Origin of the sequence: Sphingobium xanthum, from assembly GCF_019737615.1 — a bacterium.
Taxonomy (GTDB): domain Bacteria; phylum Pseudomonadota; class Alphaproteobacteria; order Sphingomonadales; family Sphingomonadaceae; genus Sphingobium; species Sphingobium xanthum.
Genome location: NZ_JAHKKS010000004.1, coordinates 275,215 through 299,146, shown reverse-complemented (window position 1 = coordinate 299,146; position 23,932 = coordinate 275,215). Strand labels below are relative to the sequence as shown.

Below are 23,932 nucleotides of genomic sequence, written 5' to 3'. Positions count from 1 at the left end.
GCGGCTCAATCCGAGACCACTGCGCATCGGAAAACCAAAAGAAATCAGACATCTCAGCGCCTCCTCGCCAAGACACTGAATCACAATCCGAGCAACGTGGGAATCCAGTTATTGGGTCCGAACCCTAGGGGATGGCTCCGGCACTACATCAGTTGGGCATACAACTCAGGTATGCGGCGAGAAGAAATCGTCAATCTCACTTGGGATCAAATCCGTTCCGTTGGCGAAGGTCACACAGTGGTAGAGGTCATCAACACCAAGACGAGCAAGCCTCGGTTCGTGACGTGCACGGGTGAGATGCTGGCGACGATCGAAGCATTGAAGGAACTGGAAAGGGCCGAAGGGGATCATCGGTTGTTCCCCGTGTCGATGACGACCCTCAAACGCGCCCTTACCGGCCTTTGGAAAGCAACGGGCCTACCGGACGTGAGATTGCATGATCTGCGCCGAACTCATGCGACGATCCTGATACAGCGCAATATCGACCCTCGCACGGTAGCTGAGCGACTGGGCCATTCGGGCACTGCGATGCTTGCAAAACACTATGCTGTGAGCCGTGGCGATATGGAGGCAGCGAAGGTTTTCGGCGCTACATCGGCTAGACGCATTGAGGAGAATAGGCAGGAAAATGCCTCAGAAAGCGTCGATTAGCGGTGCTCTAATGCCTCAACAGGGGAAGTGCAGGGGAAGCTTTGCCAAGCGTCCGGTGTGCTCCAAAACGAAACAATAGAGCAAATACCGCTGAATTTCCTGATCTTGAATATTCAAGGTCAACACCCATGTAGTTTCGCGGTGGGCGACACACTGCGTGCGACCGTAAAAGGCAAGTGGAAGTCGAAGTAGAGTAGGCTCCATACAGGCGCGACGGCTTTAACGTTTACCGATCCCTGATCTTCGGTAAATGGAGTCCGTCCATGACCATTCGGCATGAATTCTATTCTGATAAGGATGTCGCTCGCCTATTGAACATGTCGCCGTCTTGGGTGCGAGGTCAGCGTTTCAAACGACGGCGGGATGAGCCCCACATCCTCGATCTGGAGCCCCGCTATATTGGCAGATGCGCACGCTATTCGCGCGAAGAGGTCGAGGCCTTTGTAGCCTCACTTCTTGAAACATGACAATGCCTGCCTCCGAGGCCCCAGCACCGGCAAAGTCGGAAATGAGGCTTTACGTCAAACAGAAGCCCCAAGCCTTCCTCTTTTGGCATCGTCAACGTTTTCATCCAGCACCGCAGAGAACCGGCACCGCGCCGACGCCACCCAATGATGGTGATGTCAAAATTCCGGCCAACGTGACGTCGATACGAGGAACCTGGTTTGACGATGCGATCGACTTCCGCGATCCCGAAGGAGACGCGATAACAAGGCAGGTTCTGGCCCTGCTGGCAGCCAGCGAGACGCGTCGTCGCAAGCGGCGTCCGGCTGACGAGGCGAATCATTACACCATTGTCCGCAAGATCTTGGCCAATGGCTTTCGATGCTTCCATCACCGCGAGCCCTGCCAGGTTGCATATTTCCGTGGGGCGGAAGGCTACACAGATGCGCCTCAGTGGCTTTCTGGCAAGGCCATGTCCCGCGCTGTCGATGTTCTGGTTGATGCGGGACTGCTGAAAGCATCCATTGGCGAATGGGGAACGGCCTCGACTTATGAAATCACGAAGGCCCTGTTCTACCTCGCTCGTCAGACTGATATCACCGACTCCTGTCTGACCCAGCAGCTTCCTGCGCAAAGTCTCGTAAGGCTGCGCTCAAGCAAGCCTGAGGGCAAGTTTCTGGATTTCACCCCGACCGAGGACACCCATCACTGGACCGCTCTCCTCGAGAGCTACAATACGTTCCTAGTTCAACAGGATATAAGACTGGCTCTGACCGGGGCTGAAGCAGCCGCATGGGCAAAGCATGCCGAAGCGAATAGGGACGGCCAAGAACCTCATGTCTATCGTCCAGAACTATTCCGGACTGATCTTTATCGCGTCTTCAACAATGGCAACTTCGACGAGGGCGGGCGTTTGTATGGCGGCTGGTGGATTGATGCACCTAAGTCGCTACGCTCCAAGATCACCATCAACGGTCAACCGACAACGGAGTTGGACTATTCAGGCTGCGCCTTGCGCATGCTCTACCATGAGCGCGGCATCGAATATCTGGATGATCCCTATCGGCTCGCTGAGATCGCCGCATACGAGGCGAGAAAGGGCTTGCGAGCCAACCATTTCAGGGAAGCAATAAAGAAGATAACACAGGCTCTTATCAACGATGGGAGCGACGGCAAACCTGAGCGGATACCGTTGTCCAATGGCCTATCCTTCTGGCCCGACTTTTCCCGGAAACAGGTCCGCCAAATGATCGAAGACAAACACGCTCCCATTGCCGATGCTTTCGGGACGGGGATCGGGTTGCGGCTTCAGCGGAAAGACTCAGATTTGGCCCTAGCCATCATCATCAATCTGATGGAACAAGGAATTGTGGCTTTGCCAATCCACGATTCATTCGTGACCATGACCGATAAATCTGACCATCTGAAAAAGGAAATGATCAATTTTTATCGATCAATGTTTGGATTTGATCCAATCATCAAAGTATCCACTTGAGGACATCCTTCTCGAATTCCTCATATAGGGAACCCGTAAAATCACCCGCGATACACCTCATCTATCATAAGCGACTTTTCTTGCTTTGAAAGAGCATGATTGAGGCGCTTGGCGTTTTCAATCTTGAACGAAATCAAGCTGCGATCACGATCAGCACTCCCCTTGAAGGAGGCGAAGCGGGCGCGGTTGCGATTCTGGGCTATTCGTTTGGCGTATTCCTCAATTGAAAGGTTGGCGCCGGGTTCTACTCCCAAAGCGGATATGGGGTGCTTTCCGACGTTCGGCTGAAAATCCGCGAGAGATACCGCGCTGGTGCCTAACGCCCATTGCCATCCCTCATCATCACTCAGGATCAACCCAATCAGGATCGCGTCGAGAATAAGCCACTTATCAAAAGGCAGCGTCTGTTGATCTCTAATTTCTACGACCGGCGCGGGCGCGTGAGCCTCAAGGAAGCTGGCATATTCCGATATGATTTGCTCAAGGCATGCAACGGTTCGGATGCGCTCCAAGAAGGTGTGTCGTAGCGCTGCAAAGAGATCACTCGACCTGATTTCGAAGCCCAGCCTATTTTCAAGCGACGGTGCTGGATCGGGCGCTAGAGGGGTGGATTTTGGCGCGGCTCGTCCGGCAAGGCCTTTGAGGAAAGCTGACGCTCCCTGCCAGGTTTGACCGAGACTGACGGAAAACAGCCGCCTCCTACTGAGAACGCCGCCTTCTATTCGTTCACCGCCACATGCAGCACACCAACGCGCTCGGGACGTACGCAATGGCCTTCCGCAATGCTTGCAGCAAGGCCCATAAAGGCTGCGCCGATGATGCCAAATGGCGTTGAAGTTCGTTTCGCGAAAGCCAGTCAGGCGGAAATAGGCTTCCAGCGCTGGCTGCTTCTCTCCCGCCTGCGCACCAGCCTGAAGGAGTGGAAAGATCGTCGCCCATTCCCGATCGTCGAGCATGGGCATCGGTTCTCTGCACCGCCAACAATGGACCTTCTCCACCATGGAGTGTTGCGATCTCAGCGCTGCGTCGGCACGGAATAGTCATTTATGACGACAGGTGCCGCCGTCGAACTCGATGTGCGGCGAGAAGCCCCTTGTGTCGCCCTCGGCGGAAATGCCGGACTCCTCGTTGGCGTCTGCAGTTGCGTGGAGGCCGAATTTGCAACGGGAGCGGCAGGCAAGGGCATCGGAGCGGGTATCACAGGTGCGGTGCCGTTAAAGGCCGCCACTGGAGCCGCGCTCGCCGTCGCCGTGGCGGCGCGAGGCTGGCAAAGCTGACCAACCTGACTAGCCAACTCCATTCGCCCCTTCTCAAGGGCATAGCGGCGTGCACCTACGCAATCCCCATCGGCCAGCATTTTGCCGGCTTTCTTCCGATCGACTTTTCCCCGTTGAAACCAAGCAAATCGCTAAGCCCCTGCAAAACAAGAGCCGTTGATCCATCGTCAGCGCCAGGACTTACCGTACTCCCGGAATTTCCCATGCTCATAGTGTCGCAGTGGACCATCCCTCCCCCCATCGCCATGCAGTTAGAGCTGCTCATCTGAGCATGAGCCGCGCCCGACGCAGTCAATAGACTGAGGCCAATGCAAGGGAGATAGCTACTGCTAAAATTGATCGTGCAGCGTCCTCTGAACATAGCCACCTCTTCGTCTCGCGTCGCCCCACAATGCAGCAAGACTAACGCCGAGAAGTTAATAATGAGATATAATCGCCCGTGGACTGATAGTCACCATCTGCGGCTTAAGCTCGTCGATGGACGAGAAAGCAGTTCTTCTTGAATTAGGTCGCAGGATCAGGGTGCAGCGCAAAAGCATCTGCCTAACGCAGGAGGAACTCGCCCTGGTGGCGAATGTCGATCGGTCGTATTACGGAGCCGTTGAGCGAGGCGAACGCAACGTGACCTTCACCGTCCTATGCCGCCTCTGCATGGCTCTGCAATGTGACGTGGCGAAACTAACGGCTGAACTCCCCTAATCGGAGAGCAACTCAATAATGGAAATGCCCCGCTGGACCGCGCTAGGTAGCCAACAAAGCAGCACTCCTTAGACGTCGTAGTGCCCCAGCAAGAGGGATGAGGTCGATCAACCTATCCAGCAAACCGACCAATTCGCTTGCTTGGGCCGGTTCCAAATCCCGATTCAAAAGCTCAGATAGATGCTTCTCTAGCTGTCCGATCAGCTCAGGACGCTCGCCGCCTGCAAAAGCCGCCGCGACGCACCATTCGCTCAAAAGCCGGAACGACCATCCTTCCTCGATACCATATTGCATTGCACGTTTGAGCGCCTCGTCGGCTAGTTCGATATCCCGCCAACGCGCTGCCGCCATCAGCGCAAGGTTTGTTAGAGTCGCGAACTCCTCGCCCTCCGCATTGTCCAGTAAGGTAAGGACCTTCTCGTGCGCCTGCCTTGGCTCATCCGGCATCTCAAAGGCAATTAGCGTATTGAATAATATGACCTTTGCCTGATCTGCCTTCGCGCCAGCAACAGCATTGCAAAACTCCTCCGAGGGAAATGTATTAGTCTGCCAGCTTCCGGAAAACTCGTCCAATGGTCCAGAAACCATATGGAGAAGATCAATCGCACCACCGGAAATTGTGAGGTGTTCACTCCATCCGCTTGGGCGAAGCTCTTCTGCCACAGACAAGGCTATCCCTTTAGTCCTACCCTGAATCTGACCAGCCAAAATTTCTGGCCTCAACCATTCTCGGAACCACCAACGGCCTTCCTTCCGGTCCACAAGACCAGCGAGACGATATGTCGCGCCCACCCATTGCTCGACCGCTGCCAGAAATTGAGGCCTTTGAACTTCTTTAGCATTCAACACCCTTACGGCCCAAGCTGCATGCAGAAGGAATGCCGCGCGACGGAGAGGTAACGGTTTAGTCGCCAAGGCTCCTTGGGTGTCGGCATATCCCATGATCAGCATCGAGCATGCGGTGTAATCGTGGGCAATCTTCTCGCAATATTCGTTTGTAGCTACCAATTGGAGAAAGATCGCGTCTGCTTCCTCGCGGAAACGACTATCTGCCATTCTAATGGAAGCAATTTGGAAGGCAGCGACCATTGAGAATGGATCGCCGTCAGCCCGAAGTTCCCGAACGAGCCGCAATGAGCTTTCATCTCCTAATTTATCTGCAAACTCGGGGATCTTAAAATCGGGGGAAATCGCCAATGGTGCGAATAAGCGGATTGCCGCGCGCAACCCAGGTAAACCGCCTCTCGCTGCCACAGTCTTCTCAAAGACATCATTGAGGGATTCAGCGTCTTCGAAGTCAGCAAAAGGCAGATAAAAAGGGCTGCGTTGAGACGTCAAATCCTGAAACGTAAGGTCGTCTTCAATCCGGTTTTTGCGAATCCATGCTTGGGGTGCATTCGCTAGCACCTCGAAAAAATCGGCAAGTTGGTCAGCATTAAGCGGTCCAACAGCGATGGTCTGCTGCCATGCTTTGATTTCCGAAATGGCCAAGGTGCGCTTAGCAAGAATCTGCTCAAGCACCTTCTCACGAATTGAGAAATCCGGGCTAACTAGACCGGCGAAGTCTATACGGATATTTTGCCCGCCATGCTCGATAGCGAGATTTCCATCTTCGAGGATAGTCACATTAGAAGCAATCTCGGCGCCTTCAACATCAATCAGGGTTCGCGCTTTTTCAGCGAATATTGCCGAAATAAAATCAACAAGCTCCTGCAATTCTAACTGATGATTTCCGACCCGCTGGGTTGGTCGTTCAAATCCTAGAGCCTCAGATACACTTGCGTCGGTCAGTAGCCGCTGCTGGATTTGATCAGGCAGCCTCTGGAAAAGCCATTGCCGCACAACAACTGCTGGGATCGGCTCGGTTGAGCCTTCGATAGCTTCAGCCGACTTGATATTTTGCTTCAGCGTTTCATCAATTTGAGAAACAATCGCTCGATCTCGCCCGCCTAGCTGGGGAGCAACAAGAGAGTCATACCAGTTCCAATATTCCTCAAGGCGTTCGAAAGGAACCTCTGCGGGCTGAGCCAACATCCCATGCATTGCTAGGCGAGTGTTGCTTGCCCAAAGTGCCATTTCCGGCTGCGCACCCTTCTCCAATAGGTCATGCGGATCAGGGAGCGACTTCATTAGCCAGGTTGCCGCATCCTCCGCTGTCTCTGGAGGTAGGGTGGCCCAACAGCGCTTGATAGCGATCGTCATCACCGAGAAAACATTGCCCAACCAATATTGCTCTTGTGGAAGCAGTATGGCTTTCCGCAATGTCGGCAAATGGATCGAAGTCACAATCGCTCTTAGGGCAACGCCTGGCCCTCTGCTCCAATCGCTTTGTGAAGCAGCTTCCATCACCTCGTCAATTTCAAGGGGCACCAGTGCAATGCCAGCCTCGCGCAGCTTCCGGCGAATTTCGTTACGCTTCCGTCCGTCAATTTTTCCTGTTCGTGCGAGATGATCGACAACATCAATGATTGTGTAAATGGGTCGCGATAGGCCCTTTCGGTCCGTCAATTGCGCATTGCGATTGATCATACCGTCGCCCGAAATCAGGGCATCAAATCCAGATGCATCTGTCAGTAGGGCCATTAACGACGAGCGACCTGCATCCTCATCGTCTTCTGGTTCGTCCTTGTCGCGATTGAAGCCGCCATGCTGCGCCTTGCCTTCATCAACCGACTTTACAAGCGTGTCCCTGAGTTTTTCGATTGCCATGAGTGGAGCCTGCCCGCTCAACCATTGTGATATTTCGTTCTCAATCTGACGCTTGGTCTGATGGGTAATTCGTGCATCAATTCTGGCGATCTTGATACGGTCGATAAGGTCGACCACCTCCATCGCGTTCAACGCTACTATATCCAGCAAGAGGGGCCGGGAGAGGTCGACCTCAACTTCTTCAGGCCACGGCGTCCCGTAGGAGCGAATAGCACTAAGTGCGGCCTCTGCCCGATCTTGGTCGATTTCACCCGCTTTATGCAGCGCGTTCACCAATCCGTGCGGCGAAACGATAACGGCTTGAGCGAACCCAACATCCATAACCTCTTCGCACAGGCTGCCCGGTTTATAGATTGGGGAAGAGTGAACATAATGAGCGCCATGAGAGGTCGCCCAATCTATCTCGGAAAGGTCATCCTGTGGTTCGGAAATACCACTTTCAACGACAAAAACGCCATTATCAATAGCGGCCTTAAGCCTCTGAGCCTGCTCAAATCTCGATTTCTGACCTCGTTGCGCCTCGATGTAGTCGCTGAATAGCTGCGGCATAATGCCAGCGGGTAAGAAAACCTTGGGAAACAGGTCCAACGCGGCTTGAAGGATTCCAATCATTTCAAGCGCCAATAGTGCTGGCAGGTCGAATGCCACGCATTGAAGTTCAGAAAGATCGACTGGCAAACGGTTGCCCGCGATTAATGGCAGGCACACGCGCTGACGCGCATCTCTGAGATTACTGTTGGAGGCAAGCCTGTCGAGAATGAGTTCGGAAATGGTGATACCGAGCGGACGAGCCACAAGCTCAAGCGGCATCTGACCAGATAGCAGCATGCGGTCCAATGATTGCGTGCGCTCCGCCCGATCCTGGGCCATTTCAATGAACTCGCGTATGTTTCCCTTCTTCATGGGTCCATCTGGGCCTGATTCTTTTGCAGCGTTGCGCAGCCACTGGCCTGCCTCGCTACTCCAGTCGGTTCCTCGGCGAATGGCAAAGCCAAATGCTGCGGTTAAGATGTGAGGATCATTTGGAGCTTTCGCTACGGCGGCCCTCGCCAGGTCATCACATACAGGGTCTTGAATAATTTGAGAAAATTCTGCGGCTTGCAGCAATTGGCGAGCGGTTCGGAAATCGCGCCGTTGCCAGTCTTCATTGGCAATCCCACTCAGATCACGCCACTTGCCCGATTCCAAAAGAATGTTGATCTCAAGTTGGCGCAGACCTTCGTCATCAGGGCTTGTCTCACGCAGCACGGCACACTGAGCGCGAGCATCAGCTAACTGTCCATGCCGGAACGCAGCCCATGCCTTGTGGCGAGCAATCCCCTGATCGTGATTTCCATCGTTCCCGATAGCGTCCAACAGAGTATCGAGTTCAGTGTCACGTCCCGCATTGAACAGAGCGTTAGCGGCCCGAGATACATCGTCCACGCGATGCCGCCGTTTCCAGAGTTCGACAGCAGATACGCCCAAGTCTGGATCATTAGCCGGGATCATCACCTCAACCAACCGGAGCAATTCCAAATCGCCGCCAGTCTGCTTAAAGGCTCCCCTCCATGCCTCTACGGCAGAGAATTTTTCATCCACTTGGGCAATTATCGCCTCAAGCCTTGTTACAACGTCCGATGCTAGAGCTTGTCTCCACTCAGAAAATAGCTCTTTTGCTAGATCACTCCTTCCCGTCTTTGCGGCTATCTCAATCCGTACACCGACCACCGCTTGGAGGGGTGCACCGGCAGCCAAAAGGGCGTCTTGATAACGCTCGGCAAATGCAGACACTTCATGGGGAGTTCCGCTAGCCATAGTGAGCTGAAACGCCGCGTGAAGCTCCGCGCCTTCTAGGTTCCCAAACAGCTCTTTTCGTGCGAGTTCTTCCCTTAACGTCTGCCATTCAAAATCCAAGTCGAAGGACAAGGCAATCATCCCAAACAGAACCGCCGTCGCAGGCTCTGTCACGAGAGACTTAATTTCATCGACCGCTACCGCGTAATCTGGGCCATTCCGGTCGGTCAGACGCAAGAAAAGTCGCTGCGCGTCAAACCAGAGCCCTTTCTCCGCATGAATATCCGGAACTAGCCGCCTGAACTCATCGAGATCATTTATTGCCGCAGAAGAGAGACGCCGCCCCTCAACGTCGTTTCTCAGTGCTTCTTGGCGAGGTAGCGCGTTATCGGAGTCTATTAGGTTTTCTCGCTGCCCTTCGGGCAACATCAAGGCCAACCGCAAGCGCATACGGACATAAGGAATAGTCGGATTTTCATCACATTGCGCGGGGCTCGCTCCCGCAAGTAATTTCTCTGCTCCGGTCCAATCCCCTGCGTTCGCTGACCAGGTTGCCGTCGTAGCTAACGCAAACCCGCTCATATCAGCAGCAGTCAGATGCTTTTTGATGTAGTCCAGCCCGACTTGCAGCCCGTCTCGACGCTTCAGAGCGTCTGCGACCAGCATCACCGAAATGCTATCTGTCCTGTCACCGAGCAGGTCAAACACCGTGCCATACTCGCCCCGGTTGAGAGCGACCCGAGCGAGATCAGGCGAAAGGTCATTTGCGCCCGCCAACCGTGCTTGTTCAATCCAGCTTTCCGCTTCGTCACACCGGTCTGCACGAGCCAGTGCAGCCGCAGTAGAGCGGAACAACGCTATACGAATGTCCTGATCTGCGGCCTGCAAATCCCCTTCGATCACCCGGCGAGCCAAACTGACCAGTCTGTCTTGACGCTGGTCATCAACAAGCGATCTCTCTCGCTCCTCTCGCCGTACTCGTGGCTCAATAAACGCTCGGATGGCATCCGGTGATTGAGGAAGAACCGACGCGCGCAATCCGGCAATTTCTTGACTTAGAAGTTCCGTATTGAAATTCGCGTTGTCAATTATGGCTCGTTGGCCGGGGTTCATTTTAGTTTTGATTGTCAGCGCTAGGAAGGCAACCGCACAATCGAAAACAAACTCACCCCACCAAGCGAAATCGCCAAGGTTTTCGACAAAGGAAGCTGTCGCGGTTTGACGCTCCTCGTCAGCCGAGCGTCCCGCGATTGCGGCGCGAGCGCCTTCGATAACAAGCGATCTGACATCTTCTCTCTGGAGCCAGATACGAACATTCTCGTCTTGGAAAACATCAGGTATGTCTGAGAGGGCGCGCTTCGCATGATGAGCAAGAAAGCCGGGCAACGTCCCCGGTTGCTCGGATATCAGGGCCAACGCCTCCTCAAATTCCATAGCGGATGGAAGGGAAACTTGCCCTGCAATTTGAGAGGCACCGCGCCGACCAACTTGCTTACGAAGAGCATCAATCGCAGGCTTTATAGCTGCGGCTGCCCCTTTGCTTACCGCGCTTGTTGCCCAACCACTCAACTGCCATCCTCCTAGCCAAACTTCAGTCTATAGCTAGTTCGAGCGCGAACAAAATGGCAACAGAAAACGCATCAATAATGGGGTGGATGCGTGCCGATGGATAAAGATGACGGCATCGCAATTTCAAAATTTTTATGTCGCGCGAGAGGCGGATTTCGAAGTCCGAATGAAATAGACGATTTTACCCCTCCCCCGCCGGGGGCACCCCCTCGCCGATCAACGAAAATTGGTGAGGCCCATGCAGGAAGGAGCAGGCATGGCTTTCGCTATGTCGATCGCCGGAAAACGGCCCACGCGCAATCCCTGCCATTGCGGCGGCTCAAGGTTTATCGGTCTTGCTGGTGAGGATACGGTGGGGCAGGACTGAGAGCCATATTCTTAAAGGCACTTAACGCCTTGAAAAACATGGTGGGCGCGGTAGGGATTGAACCTACGACCCCACCCGTGTGAAGGGTGTGCTCTACCACTGAGCTACGCGCCCGACGCTTCCGCGCGGAGCGAGCGCTTTGACGAGAGCGGGGCGCGCTGTCAAGCGGGTCGGGCGGATCGATCCGCCTGCCAGCGCGCTCGGACGCCCTTACTTGGCCGGTAGCGTGACTTTGGGCGCCTCCGCAAACGGCCGGATACCGAACGCGGGATAGATTTCGGCCGGATAATAGAACACCCCGTCCTTGGCGACGAGCGCGATGCTCTTGATCGCCTTGAGGTCCTTGGTCGGATCGCCGGGCAGCAGCATGAAGTCGGCGAGCTTGCCCTTCTCGATCGAGCCCAGGGTCTGGTCGCGGCCCATATAGCGGGCTGTTTCATAGGTCGCGCGGGCAAGGACATCGGCGGGCGTCATGCCGATCGACTGCATGAGCTCCAGCTCGCGATGATAGGTGAAGGACCCGCCCGTATCGGTGCCGGGCACGATGAAGATACCACGCTCGTTCAGCGTCTTCACGGTCGCAACGATCTTGTCATAGGCAGCGCGATAGGCGGCGTCGTCGCCTGGTGCGGAGGTGTCCAGCATCGCCTTCTTGAGGCTGCGCTGCGATCCGATCGGCATATGATCGATATAATCGACCGACCCTTGCATTGGCTTGCCGTCGCGGCCAAGCAGCGCCAGCTCGTGGATGCCGATGGTCGGATCGATCGCGGTCTTGTGGCTCACCATGAGGCCGATCGTGCGCTGCGCTTTCTCGCCGTTCAGGTCGAGAGCGGGCAGCCGCTTGAGCGCGGTGATACGGAACAAGGTGCGCGTGTCCTCGTTCGGCTGGATCACCCAGCCCAGCATGAACTGGTTGATATGGGTGATCTCGTCATAGCCGGCCTCGATCATCTGATCGGCGGTGGCGAAAGCCGGGACATGACCCGCGACCCGCATGCCGAGCCGGTGCGCTTCCTTGATGACCGCCGGCACCCAGGCCGAGTTCATGCTGTTATAGACCTTGATCTGCCAATAGCCGCGTGCCGCATACCAGCGCACGGCATCGAGCGCGGCCGCCTCGCCGTCAACGACGATGCCGTTGTTCGCGTTGAACTGGCTCTTCCCTTCCAGGAAGCCGCTGCGCACGATGCGCGGACCGCCGATCGTGCCGGCGTCGATCCGGTCGATCAGCGTATCGAGCACTGCATTGTCATTGCCCATGTCGCGGACGGTCGTGATGCCGGCCATTAGGTTCAGCAGCGCGTCGTCCTGGCCGATATGACCGTGCATCTCGTTGAAGCCGGCGAGCAGCGTGCCCCCTGCCCCGTCGATCGTCACTTCGCCCGGCGTCGCGGGGCTGTCCAGCGGCTCGACGGCGGCAATGGTGCGGCCATTGACGACGACAGAGACGGGATCGGACAACGTCTTGCTGACCGGCTGGAACACCCGCACATTGCGGATGCGGACCGGCGTACCATAGCGATGCGCGGTCTTCTGCTGGATGTCGACATAGCGCTCGGTCGAGAGTTTCTCGGCATAAGCGCGCAGCTTCGCTTCGTCCTGCTCATAACCTTCGCGAACGACCGCGAAATCGGGCGTCATATAGGCGAACAGCGCTCCATCGGCATCGAGCGCGAAATAGCTCGGTGCCGTGTCGATGCCACTCAGTGCATAAGCCGTGACAGTGGTCGCGCCGGCGGTGCCCGCGATGCTGAGATCACCGACCTTGTCGAGCGCGAGCGTGCCGCCGGGGAGCGCCGGCATCCGGTGATCCTCGCGCTTGAGCAAAGCGCGCGCATAGAGCCCAAGCGCCCACGGGCTGCCCGCCTGCGCCACGTAGAGAGCGCGTTCCTTGACGACGGCGCTGCCCTTGCCGGTCGAGTCGACCCAGCTCGACTTTCCGCCTTTCGCCGAAAACGTTTCGCTGACTTTGCTGCCGAAAGTGGTCGCGCCGGTCAGCGTCCAGCTCGTCGGCAGGCCGTTGGCGTCGACCTGAAGCTGCTCCTTCATCGTCGGGCCGCGACCGTTATTCTTGTAATCGAAGTCGATCGACGTCTTCGCCCCTTCGGTATCGGCGATCAGATGGCCGACCGTCTTCTGGCCGTAGATGACCGAGAAGCGCTCCTGCTTGGCCAGAGCGGCGGCGGGGAGGAGCGAAGCAGAGAGGCTGAGCGCCAGCAACAGGGATGTTTTCATGGACGCTTCAAGAGCATGCGGCCCGCGCGCCTGTAAAGCAGGATTTTGCCGCCGTACCGCTCCCACGGCGGCGGACGCTTGCGCCGCGAGTTCCTGCCTCCCATATGGCGGCGCATGACTGCTCAAGACCCTCACGCCACGCCCGTCTGGCACGGCACCACCATTCTCTCCGTTCGTTCCTCCGGCAAGGTCGTCGTCATCGGCGATGGCCAGGTCTCGATGGGCCAGACGGTAATGAAGCCCAATGCCCGCAAGGTACGCCGCCTGCATGACGGCAGCGTCATCGGCGGGTTCGCCGGCGCGACCGCCGACGCCTTCACCCTGTTCGAGCGCCTGGAAGCCAAGCTGGAGCGCCACAACGGCCAGCTGATGCGTGCCGCGGTCGAGCTCGCCAAGGACTGGCGGACCGACAAATATCTCCGCAATCTCGAAGCGATGATGATCGTCGCCGACAAGGAGACGACCCTGATCCTCACCGGCAATGGCGATGTGCTGGAGCCGCTGCATGGCATCGCAGCAATCGGCTCCGGCGGCAATTACGCCCTTTCCGCCGCCCGCGCGCTCAAGGATTACGAGTCCGATGCAGAGACCCTCGCCCGCAAAGCGATGGGCATCGCGGCGGAGATTTGTGTCTACACCAATGACAGCCTGACCATCGAGACATTGGACTCGGTAAGCTGACCACCCTCCCCGTTCGTCTCGAGCGAAGTCGAGACGGACAGCACAGCCTCAGCGTGCCTCGACTTCGCTCGGCACGAACGGATCTGAAGTGACCATATGAACGACAACCTGACCCCCAAAGCCATCGTCTCCGCGCTCGACGCGCACATCATCGGCCAGGCCGACGCCAAGCGCGCCGTTGCCGTCGCCCTGCGCAATCGCTGGCGCCGTCAGAAGCTTGCGCCGGAACTGCGCGATGAGGTGACGCCCAAGAATATCCTGATGATCGGCCCCACGGGCTGCGGCAAGACCGAGATCAGCCGCCGCCTCGCCAAGCTCGCCGACGCCCCCTTCATCAAGGTCGAGGCCACCAAGTTCACCGAAGTCGGCTATGTCGGCCGCGACGTCGAGCAGATCGTGCGCGATCTGGTGGAAGAGGCCATGCGCCTCGAGAAAGAGCGCCGCCGTGAGGCCGTGCGCGGCGCGGCGTCCGAAGCGGCGATGCAGCGCCTGCTCGACGCGCTCACCGGCAAGGAAGCCAGCGAGGCGACCCGCCTCTCCTTCCGCCAGAAGATTGAAGCCAATCAGATGAACGACGTCGAGGTCGAGGTCGAAGTGGCCGACGCACCGGGCATGCCGATGGAGATCCCCGGCATGGGCGGCAATATCGGCATGATCAATCTCTCCGACATGATGTCGAAAGCGATGGGCGGGCAGCAGAAGAAGCGCCGCAAGCTGCGCGTGGCCGACGCCTGGGACAAGCTGGTCGAGGAGGAGCAGGACAAGCGCCTCGATCAGGACGATGTCGCCCGCGTCGCCATCCAGAGCGCCGAGCAGAACGGCATCGTGTTCCTCGACGAGATCGACAAGATCGCGGTCAGCGACGTGCGCGGCGGATCGGTGAGCCGCGAAGGCGTCCAGCGCGACCTGCTGCCACTTATCGAGGGCACGACCGTCGCGACCAAATATGGCCCACTCAAGACCGACCATATCCTGTTCATCGCGAGCGGTGCCTTCCATGTCGCCAAGCCGAGCGATCTGTTGCCCGAGCTGCAGGGCCGCTTGCCGATCCGCGTGGAACTGAAGGGTCTCACCGAAGAAGATTTCGTCGCGATCCTCTCCGACACCAAGGCGTCGCTTCCCGAGCAATATGCCGCGCTGCTGGCCACCGAAGGCGTCACGATCAGCCTGGAGCCGGACGGCATCCGCGCCATCGCCAAGATCGCCGCCGGCGTGAACGAACAGGTCGAGAATATCGGCGCGCGCCGTCTCCAGACCGTCATGGAAAAGCTGCTGGAGGATGTAAGCTTCGAGGCAGACACGCGCGCAGGCGAGACGATCCGCATCGATGCCGCCTATGTCGATCGCCAGCTCTCCGGCATCGCCAAGGACACCGATCTCAGCAAATATATCCTTTAGAGATCCAGGGCCGCGACCGTCAGGAAGATTTGCTTGATGGTCGGCAGGAACTCGGGCTGATCGATCCGCAGCGGCCCCGGATCGTTCAACAGCGCATTGTTGATGACGCTGTTGAACACCTGACTCGCAAGATCGAGCCGGTGCCGTTCCGCAGCATCCAGCGGACGCCCAAGGCCCGCGCCGAGTTCGTCGGCGAACTTCTGGCGAATTGCCGTGCCGAGCTGGCGAAATGGCTCCCAGCTCGCCGGATCGTCCATGGCGCGCTGGAGCGCAGCCCGCCAGAAGTAACGATTGGTGCGGATGCGCTCATAAAGCGCGTTCAGATTTCGCTCGATCACGGCAAGCGGACTGCTTGGTTCTCGCTCTTCCTCAACCCGCGCGTAGCCCTCCGCCAGCCACAGATTGATGAGGACTGTCAGAAAGTCCTCCTTGCTGCCGAACCGCTGGTAGAACACGCCGACCGAACGCTCGGCCTTTTGCGCGATCATCGCGATCGAAACCGCTTCCCACGGCGTATCGCGCAGGATTGCGCGGCCCGCGTCGATCAGCACCTGCTGCGTCCGCATGCTCCGCGATTGCTGCGGCTGCGGTATGTCGAGGTTGAGCGGCGCTGCCATCGTCCGCTTCCCTATCGGCCAGCATCGATCATGGCCATCCCCCCGCGCCGGTCATCATCTTGTTCCTCCTTGCCTCCGCACAAAAGCCTCACTAGCATATGTGAAAACAAATTCATATTTTTCGGTGGAAAACGACGGAGGATGCCGAACATGGTCATGACCAGGCGCGGAGTGTTGGGCGGAGCGCTGGGTGCGGGAGCGGCGCTGGCTGCGCAACGAGGCAGTGCCGCCTCGGCGCCTTCCCCCAAACAGCCAAACATCATCTACATCATGGCCGATGACATGGGTTATGGCGACCTCGGCAGTTTCGGCAAGGTATATGAGACGCCCAATATCGATCGCATCGGCGCAGAGGGCATCGTGCTGCGACACGCCTATGCCAATAGTTGCGTCTGCACCGCCACCCGCGTCGGCCTGATCACCGGTCGCTATCAGAACCGGTTTCGTGTCGGCCAGGAAGAGCCGCTCGCCGCGAACTCGGACAAGATCGGGCTCGACCCCGCCCTTCCCACCATGCCGCGCCATCTGAAGGCTCTGGGCTATCGCACGGCGCTGGTCGGCAAATGGCACATGGGCGATGCACCGCGCTTCGGCCCGCTCAAGAGCGGCTATGATCGTTTCTTCGGGCTCTATTCCGGCGGGAAGGATTACTTCCTCCAGGGCGGCAACGACAGCGCCGCCCTGCGCGATGGCGACCAGGTTCTGAAGGGTCACCGCTATCTTACTGACGAGCTGGGCGACCGGGCTGTCCGCGAGATTCGCGAAGCCAAGGCTGACAATGTACCGTTGTTCCTGAGCCTGCATTTCACCGCGCCGCATTGGCCGTGGGAGGGGCCGGAGGACATGGCGATCGCGCAGTCACTCTCGGACATCCAGCATCATGATGGCGGCAGCATCGCAACCTTCCAGAAGATGCTCTCCTCGCTCGATGGGAACGTCGGCAAGGTGCTGCAGGCCCTCGCCGACATTGGCGAGGCGGAGAACAGCATCGTCGTCTTCACCAGCGACAATGGCGGTGAGCGATTCTCCAACGTTTGGCCGCTGACCGGCATGAAGGGCGAATTGCTGGAGGGCGGCATCCGCGTGCCGGTACTGGTGCGCTGGCCCGCGCGCATTCGCGCAGGGAGCGAGAGCGATCAGGTGGCGATGTCGATGGACTGGATGCCGACCTTCTTCGAGGCGGCGGGCGGCAGCGCCTCCTCCCTCCAGACTGACGGCACGAGCGTCCTGCCACAGTTGCTCGGCGGCGCCAGCGCCCCGCGCAAGCTGTTCTGGATGTACAAGGCTAATGGCCAGGCTGCACATCGCGACGGCGACTGGAAATATCTGCGCCTCGGCGGGCATGAGCATCTCTTCAATCTGGCGCAGGACGAGCATGAGCGCGCCAATCTCGCAAAGCGCGAGCCTGCTCGCTTCGAAGCGATGAAGAAGGCCCATGCCGAGTGGACCGCGACCATGCTTCCCTATCCGGAAGACAGTTATAGCTGGGACATTCAGGGTCAAGTCCCGGACCGCTATTGATCATTTGATGCTGCACCGCCGTAACCGATCGGCTACCTACGTGGCACAGCCGGCAGGGAGCAGATGATCATGAGCTACGAGACGATCCTGGTGGAACAGCACGGCGCGGTCACTTTGGTCACGCTCAACCGGCCGCAGGCGCTCAATGCGCTCAACAGTCAGGTTCTCGCCGACATCATGGCCGTCATGGCGGCTTATGAGGCGGACGAGAGCCAGCGCTGCCTCGTCCTGACCGGCAGCGAAAAGGCCTTCGCGGCGGGCGCTGACATCAAGGAAATGTCCGACAAGTCGGCTGCCGACATGTACGCGACCGAACTCTATTCCGAATGGACGAGCCGCGTCTGCACCGCCCGCAAGCCGTGGATCGCCGCGGTTGCGGGCTTCGCGCTCGGTGGCGGCTGCGAACTTGCGATGATGGCGGACTTCATCATCGCGGCCGATACCGCGAAGTTCGGCCAGCCCGAGATCAAGCTGGGCGTTGCGCCGGGCATGGGCGGCTCGCAGCGGCTTACGCGCGCGATCGGCAAGGCGAAGGCGATGGAAATGTGCCTCACCGGCCGCATGATGGGCGCCGAGGAGGCCGAACGAGCCGGCCTCGTCGCTCGCGTCGTCCCGGCGAGCGAATTGCTCGATGAAGCGCTCAAGACCGCCGAAGCCATCGCTGCCATGCCGCCGCTCGGCGCCATCGCCAACAAGGAGCTGGTGAACCTAGCGTTCGAAGCGCCGCTCTCTCAGGGCCTCGTGGCCGAGCGCCGCCTTTTCCAGATCCTCTTTTCCACCGAGGACAAGGCCGAAGGCATGGCCGCCTTTGTCGAAAAGCGCGCGGCGAGTTGGAAAGGGCGCTGAAGCCCCTTCCCTCGCACTCAGCTCCCATTGGGTATCGCTGAGGCATCCGGCGCCGCGAACCGATTTCCGGGCTGACCTGAACGCCTGTCCCAAAAGTATACATTCGGTAAACTTTCTTGGCCCGCCGTGGCCCGGTCCGCTCTCCCTTTGCGCTTTCACTCACAGAAGCCGTCTTCCGCCTACTCGGGCAGGGCCGGTTCGAAGAGGAAAGCGACCGAAGTGGGAGTGGTCCAATGCGTGCGTTCGACAAGAAGTTCAATCTGACCCTTGGTATCTCGGCGATCGCCATCGCCTGCGGCACGATGTCCGCGCCCGCCGTCTCGGCCGATTGCGCCTGGAACGCAGGCGCCGGGGTCTGGAACAGTGCCGGTAACTGGACCTGCGGCTTCGTGCCCGGTGGCGGCGACAATGTCTCCATCATCAATGTCGGCGGCATCGTCAGCATGTCCGGGATCAACGCCTTTGCCGGCACACTGACCCTCGGCGCGACCAACGCGCTCAATGTCTCGGCCTCAAACCTGTTCATCCAGAACCAGTCGATCACCAACAATGGCATCATCACGCTCGCCAATGCGGGCGACCTGCGCAGCAACAACGGCGTCGTCACGGTCGGCGGCACCGGCACCTTCGTTCTGGACGACACGCTGGGCGCTGCCCGCATCTTCAGCGGCGGCTTCATCTTCGGCAGCGGCCAGACCGTTCGCGGCTCGGGCAATGTCGGCCTCAATCAGACGGTCATTTCCAACGCCGGCCTGTTCTCGGCCAATGTGAACGGTCGCACGCTGTCGCTCGATGCGTCGGGCGGAAATGGCGGCGTGGGCGCCGGCAACGGCTTCGGTACGAACGGCAATGCCGGCTTCTACAATAGCGACATCCTCGAAGCGACCGGCGGCGGCACGCTGTCATTCGAAGGTGGCCTCTATGAGAATGGTCCCGGCGGCCTCATTCGCGCGCTCAACGGCTCGGTCGTCCGCCTGGGCAATGACAGCCGCATTGTCGGCGGCACGCTGAGCTCGACCGGAACCGGGGTAGTCAGCGCCAATGGCGTGAATGCCTATCTGACGAACACGACGCTCTCGGCGGCCAGCACGATCGACGTGGTCAGCGCCAATCTGCGACTGAACGGCAGCTTCGTGAACAACGGAACGCTGAACGCCAGCGTCAATAGCGACATCATCGCGGAAGGACCGCTCTCGATCAGCGGCACCGGGTCGATCCAGCTCGACAACAGCAGTGGCAATGCGCGGCTATACGCCAGCAGCATTACCTTCGCGAGCAACCACGCGATCAACGGCTCGGGCAATGTCGGCATCAACCAGACCATTCTCACCAACAACGGTACGCTGAGCTTCGGGGGAGGCGGTGGCATCTCTCTGGATGTCTCGGGCGGCAATGGCGGCGTGGGCGCGGGCAATGGCGTCGGCACCAATGGCAATTCCGGCATGCTGAACAGCGGCATCATGAGCGTCATCGGTGGCAGCACGCTGTATTTCGAGGGCGGCCTCTACGAAGGCGGCATCTTCCGCGCACTGGGCGGGTCCACCATCGCGCTGCGCAACGACGCGCGCATGTTCAGCACGACCCTGACCAGCGACGGCACGAGCATCATCAACGCGCATGGTGCCAACCAGTATCTCCAGAATGTGATCCTGTCGGGCGGCAGCCGCCTCGACATCGACGCCAGCAATCTGCGGCTCAATACTTTGTTCACCAACAACGGCACGGTAACGGCCGGTCACAATGCCGACATCATCAACGAAGGCGGCTTGCTGACGATTGCCGGATCCGGCACCATCGTCATGGACAACAGCGCCGGCAATGCCCGCATGTACGGCGGCACGATCACCTTCGGCGCCGGCCAGACCCTGCAGGGCTCGGGCCAGCTTGGCCTCAATCAGACGATCCTGGTCATCAACAACGTCTTCTCCGCCAATGCAGGCACGACCCTGTCGATCGACGCCTCGGGCGGCAATGGCGGCGTGGGTGTCGGCAATGGCGTCGGCGTGAACCAGAATTCCGGCCTGCTCAACAACAGCATCATCGAATCGACGGGCGGCAGTGTCCTCTCTTTCGAGGGCGGGCGGTACGAGAACAACGCTGGAGGCATCTTCCGCGCGCTCACCGGCTCGTCGATCAATCTCAACAATGATGTCCGTATCGTCGGCGGAGCGCTGACCACGGTCGGCACCGGCGTCATCAAGGCCCATGGAGCCAACCAGTATCTGCAGGAGGTGACCCTTTCTTCCGGCAGCCATCTCGACATCGACAGCGACAATCTGCGCCTCAACACCAGCTTCGTGAACAACGGCCTCATGACCATCGGCCATAACGCCGACGTGATCAACGAAGGCGGCCTGCTCACGCTAAGCGGCAACGGCGTGTTCCAGCTCGACAATTCGACCGGCTATGCCCGCATCTATGGCGGCCACATCATGTTCGGCAGCAATCTGTCGCTCACCGGCTCGGGACAGCTCGGCCTCAACCAGACGATCCTCACCAACAACGGCATCTTCTCGATCAGCAATGGCGGCAATCTCTCCATCGATGCCGCCGGTGGCAATGGCGGCGTGGGAGTCGGCAACGGCGTGGGCACGAACGCGAACTCGGGCATGCTCAACAACGGCGTCGTCGAGGCCGGCAATGCCAGCAGCGTCTCCTTCGAGGGCGGTCTCTACGAGGGCGGCATCTTCCGTGCGTTGGGCGGCTCTTCGATCAACCTCAACAATGACGCCCGGCTGCTCAACGTCACACTGGTGACGGACGCCGGCAGCCTCATCAAGGCATTCAATGCCAACCAATATCTTCAGAACGTCACGCTGAGCGCAGGGAGCAATCTCGCTGTCGACAGCGACAATCTGCGGCTCAACACGCTCTTCACCAACAACGGCACGACGACTATCGGCCACAATGCCGACCTGATCACCGAGGGCGCCGCCGTGACCATCGCCGGCAGCGGCAGCATCGTGCTCGACAACAGTACGGGCCATGCCCGCATCTACAGCGGCAAGGTGACCGTCGGCTCCGGGCAGGCGATCCGCGGTTCCGGTCAGTTCGGCCTCAACCAGACGCTGATCGTCAATGAAGGCCTGATCAGTGGCGATGTTGTCGGCGGCGGCATCAGCATCGATGTTTCCGGCGGCAATGGCGGCGTCGGAGCCGGCAACGGCGTTGGCCCCAGCACCAATGCCGGCCTTTACAACACCGGTACTATCCGCGCTTTCGGTGGCAGCACGCTCGCGCTCGAAGGCGGCCGTTATGACAATGACGCAGCCGGCACGTTGGCCGCGATCGGCGCTGGCAGCACGTTCGTCATGAACGGCGACTCCAACCTCACCAATCTGCTCGGCGGCAATGTGCTGAGCCTCGGCACCTACATCTCCTCGACGACGGGCGCGGCAAGCACGCTCAACCTGCGCGGCACCGGCGCCGCCAGCATAGCGACCATCGGCACCGGCGTTGCCGGCACCGACACGATCGTGAGGCTCTCAGGCATCGCCTCGGTGCTAAACGTCACGAACTTCGGCAGCGGCGTGAACACAGCGCTTGACAGTTCGCTCACCGGCATCGCCCAGTCCGGCCGCCTGGAACTGCGCGACGGACGCTCAATGAGCATCGTCGCGGGCGGCGGCGCCTTCTCTAACGCAGGCGTGCTCCAGCTCAGCGGCGGCATCTTCGGTGCATCGAGCTTCACCAATAGCGGCCTCACCACCGGCTTCGGCACCATCTCGCTGGCGATCGCCAACAGCGGCATCGTCGAGGCGGTCGGCGGCACGCTGGCCACCCGTGCGATCACCGGCACGACCGGCACGATCCGCTCGCTCTCCGGCGCGACGCTCGACCTGTCGGCCGCGGCTGGCAACTCGACGGCGGGCTTCCTGACGAACGGCGGATCACTCGACATCGGCACGCGCAACGTCACGGTGACAAGCGACTATCAGAATGCCTCCTTCGGCTCGGGCAATGCGTTCGACGCCCATGGCGGCGTGGCGGGCTCCGGCCTGCTGTTCGCGTCCAGTGCAACGATGGACCTTTCCGGCCCGGCGCTTTCGGGCGGCGTGCTGAATGTGGGCGACGTGCGTACCGGCGGCTCCAGCTCGACGATCCTCACCATCACCAACAACGGCCTCGAGACCATCCTGCGCGGCGCCGTCCAGAACGACAATGCACCGAGCATCCAGCTCTCCAGCCAGAATTGGGTACTGAACCCCAATGGTGGATCGACGGACATCACGATCAGCTACACGGGCGACCACGCCGGCACGCTGAACGGTCAGACGATCGACGTGGTCAACAATTTCGACAATGTCGCTGATCAGACGCTCCAGATCGAGGGCAATATCTATCAGGTCGCGCAGGCCGGCAGCCTGCCCGCGACCATCGCGCTTCAGGCCCGCCGCGTCGGGGGAGCGAGCGCGAGCAGCCTGTTCGACATCAGCAATGTCGCCCCGGTCACGCCGGGCTTCAACGAGGCGCTGCTCGCCGAAGCCAGTGTCGGCGGCCCGTTCCGCATGAACGGCCTCTCCGCGCTCAGCACGACGGTCGAGGCGGGCAACAGCACGCCGGTGACCCTCTCGCTGGGCACGGGCGCGGCCGGTGCCTTCGCCAATGTAATCAGCATCGCCAATACCTCGCTGGCGGTTGCGGGCAGCACACTCGACGACCTCGCGCTGGCTGGCCAGACGATCAACGTCACCGGTAATGTCTATGCGGCGGCGGTGGCTGGCCTCAGCGGCAATTCAGTGAACTTCGGCACGGTTCGCCAGGGCAGCGCCGATCCGAGCCTGGGCCTCAATGTGACGAACAATGCGGTTGGCGCACTGACGGACCAGCTCCTCACCACGGCCGGCGCCATACCCGCCGGTGTCTCTGCCTCCACACCCGGCGCACTCAATGCCGGTCAGTCGAACCAGGCCATCTTCACACTGGATACGGCGGTTGCGGGCGTCGTCTCCGGCGCCGGATCGCTGAACTTCGCCTCGCACAATGCCGAGATGAGCGACCTCTCGCTCGGCGCGCAGACGGTCACATTCTCCGGCACGGTGACCGAACTGGCCACCGCCTCGCTGTTCAAGAATGGCGGCGACGGGGCGTTTGGCGGCAGCGGCAGCGCCTATACGCTGAACTTCGGCACGCTCACCAGCGACAGCGGCTTCTTCACGGTCGATCTGGGCGTGCTGAACGGCAATAGCGGCGCCCTCTTCTCGGAAGTGCTGGGCGGCGCCTTCGCGCTCGCCGGCAGCAATCCCTTCAGCTTCGCGGGCAATATCTTCAGCGATGTGGCGGGCGGCGCGAGCAATGTCGGCAACTTCCTGCGGATCAACACCGCGGGCCTCGGCGCCGGCACCTACAGCACGACGCTGACCTTCAACGGCTACAGCCGCTATCCGGGCCTCTCTGACCTGGCGTTGACGCCGATCAAGGTGACGATCAACGCGCAGATCCAAGGTGGCGGTGGTGGCGCCGGCGCGGTCCCGGAACCGTCAACCTGGGCAATGATGATCCTGGGCTTCGGCGTGGTCGGCACGCTGGCCCGCCGCCGCAAGGTCGCGATCCGGTTCAGCTAGGTTTCTCCGCGTGGGGCGGAAGAAGACGGTCGGCGCATCGGGCACAAGCCTGATGCACCGACACCGATTGCGGAATCCCG

Annotated in this window: 12 protein-coding genes and 1 tRNA gene; 8 read left to right on the top strand and 5 right to left on the bottom strand. The window is 59.5% G+C overall.

Annotation, left to right across the window (positions count from 1 at the left end):
• The coding region (locus tag KM135_RS09855; protein ID WP_221713820.1) for a tyrosine-type recombinase/integrase at nt 1–651 on the top strand (651 nt) is incomplete at its 5' end.
• Between the two features lie 508 nt (nt 652–1,159).
• Nucleotides 1,160–2,590, top strand: coding sequence for a hypothetical protein (locus KM135_RS09850; protein ID WP_221713819.1), 1,431 nt, complete (start codon nt 1,160–1,162; stop codon nt 2,588–2,590).
• Nucleotides 2,591–2,631: 41 nt separating this feature from the next.
• Here KM135_RS09850 and KM135_RS09845 read toward each other — a convergent pair whose 3' ends face one another.
• On the bottom strand, nt 2,632–3,552 hold the full coding sequence (locus tag KM135_RS09845; RefSeq protein WP_221713818.1) for a hypothetical protein: 921 nt from the start codon (nt 3,550–3,552) through the stop codon (nt 2,632–2,634).
• A gap of 792 nt (nt 3,553–4,344) precedes the next feature.
• On the opposite strand from KM135_RS09845, the gene KM135_RS09840 reads away from it, so the two are divergent.
• Nucleotides 4,345–4,566 carry a helix-turn-helix domain-containing protein gene (locus KM135_RS09840; RefSeq protein WP_221713817.1) on the top strand — a complete coding sequence of 74 codons (222 nt, stop codon included), beginning with the start codon at nt 4,345–4,347 and terminating at the stop codon, nt 4,564–4,566.
• 42 nt (nt 4,567–4,608) lie between these two features.
• On the opposite strand, the gene KM135_RS09835 is transcribed toward KM135_RS09840, so the two are convergent.
• The 3 genes from KM135_RS09835 to KM135_RS09825 form a co-directional block, all read right to left on the bottom strand.
• A complete protein-coding gene (locus KM135_RS09835) occupies nt 4,609–10,620 on the bottom strand; it encodes an HTH domain-containing protein (RefSeq protein ID WP_221713816.1) in 6,012 nt (2,003 codons plus the stop codon).
• Between the two features lie 406 nt (nt 10,621–11,026).
• A tRNA-Val gene (locus KM135_RS09830) sits at nt 11,027–11,101 on the bottom strand.
• Between the two features lie 96 nt (nt 11,102–11,197).
• Complete coding sequence (locus tag KM135_RS09825; protein WP_221713815.1) at nt 11,198–13,225, bottom strand: amidohydrolase family protein; 2,028 nt, start codon at nt 13,223–13,225, stop codon at nt 11,198–11,200.
• Nucleotides 13,226–13,339: 114 nt separating this feature from the next.
• Between KM135_RS09825 and hslV the strand changes: the two genes are divergently transcribed.
• The gene (gene hslV / locus KM135_RS09820; RefSeq protein WP_221713814.1) at nt 13,340–13,906 is read left to right on the top strand and encodes an ATP-dependent protease subunit HslV; all 567 of its coding nucleotides are present in this window, start codon (nt 13,340–13,342) and stop codon (nt 13,904–13,906) included.
• Between the two features lie 96 nt (nt 13,907–14,002).
• Nucleotides 14,003–15,304 (top strand): ATP-dependent protease ATPase subunit HslU, encoded by a 1,302-nt coding sequence (gene hslU / locus KM135_RS09815; RefSeq protein ID WP_221713813.1) that lies wholly within the window; start codon nt 14,003–14,005, stop codon nt 15,302–15,304.
• Here hslU and KM135_RS09810 read toward each other — a convergent pair.
• Entirely contained in the window at nt 15,301–15,921 is a 621-nt protein-coding gene (locus KM135_RS09810) for a TetR/AcrR family transcriptional regulator (protein ID WP_221713812.1), read from the bottom strand. The two genes, hslU and KM135_RS09810, sit on opposite strands and share 4 nt — an antisense overlap.
• A 156-nt stretch (nt 15,922–16,077) precedes the next feature.
• Here KM135_RS09810 and KM135_RS09805 point away from each other — a divergent pair, with 156 nt between their 5' ends.
• The 3 genes from KM135_RS09805 (at nt 16,078) to KM135_RS09795 (ending at nt 23,852) form a co-directional block, all read left to right on the top strand.
• Nucleotides 16,078–17,442, top strand: a complete 1,365-nt coding sequence (locus tag KM135_RS09805) for a sulfatase family protein (protein ID WP_221713811.1) — start codon at nt 16,078–16,080, stop codon at nt 17,440–17,442.
• A gap of 69 nt (nt 17,443–17,511) precedes the next feature.
• Nucleotides 17,512–18,288, top strand: a complete 777-nt coding sequence (locus tag KM135_RS09800; protein ID WP_221713810.1) for an enoyl-CoA hydratase-related protein — start codon at nt 17,512–17,514, stop codon at nt 18,286–18,288.
• Between the two features lie 233 nt (nt 18,289–18,521).
• Nucleotides 18,522–23,852 (top strand): choice-of-anchor D domain-containing protein, encoded by a 5,331-nt coding sequence (locus KM135_RS09795; protein ID WP_221713809.1) that lies wholly within the window; start codon nt 18,522–18,524, stop codon nt 23,850–23,852.
• The last annotated feature ends 80 nt before the right edge of the window (nt 23,853–23,932 follow it).

Coding starts and splice junctions, on each gene's coding strand:
- KM135_RS09850 (WP_221713819.1), top strand. CDS start 1,160: ATGAGGCTTTACGTCAAACAGAAGCCCCAAGCCTTCCTCTTTTGGCAT.
- KM135_RS09845 (WP_221713818.1), bottom strand. CDS start 3,552: ATGCCCATGCTCGACGATCGGGAATGGGCGACGATCTTTCCACTCCTT.
- KM135_RS09840 (WP_221713817.1), top strand. CDS start 4,345: ATGGACGAGAAAGCAGTTCTTCTTGAATTAGGTCGCAGGATCAGGGTG.
- KM135_RS09825 (WP_221713815.1), bottom strand. CDS start 13,225: ATGAAAACATCCCTGTTGCTGGCGCTCAGCCTCTCTGCTTCGCTCCTC.
- hslV (WP_221713814.1), top strand. CDS start 13,340: ATGACTGCTCAAGACCCTCACGCCACGCCCGTCTGGCACGGCACCACC.
- hslU (WP_221713813.1), top strand. CDS start 14,003: ATGAACGACAACCTGACCCCCAAAGCCATCGTCTCCGCGCTCGACGCG.
- KM135_RS09810 (WP_221713812.1), bottom strand. CDS start 15,921: ATGGCAGCGCCGCTCAACCTCGACATACCGCAGCCGCAGCAATCGCGG.
- KM135_RS09805 (WP_221713811.1), top strand. CDS start 16,078: ATGACCAGGCGCGGAGTGTTGGGCGGAGCGCTGGGTGCGGGAGCGGCG.
- KM135_RS09800 (WP_221713810.1), top strand. CDS start 17,512: ATGAGCTACGAGACGATCCTGGTGGAACAGCACGGCGCGGTCACTTTG.
- KM135_RS09795 (WP_221713809.1), top strand. CDS start 18,522: ATGCGTGCGTTCGACAAGAAGTTCAATCTGACCCTTGGTATCTCGGCG.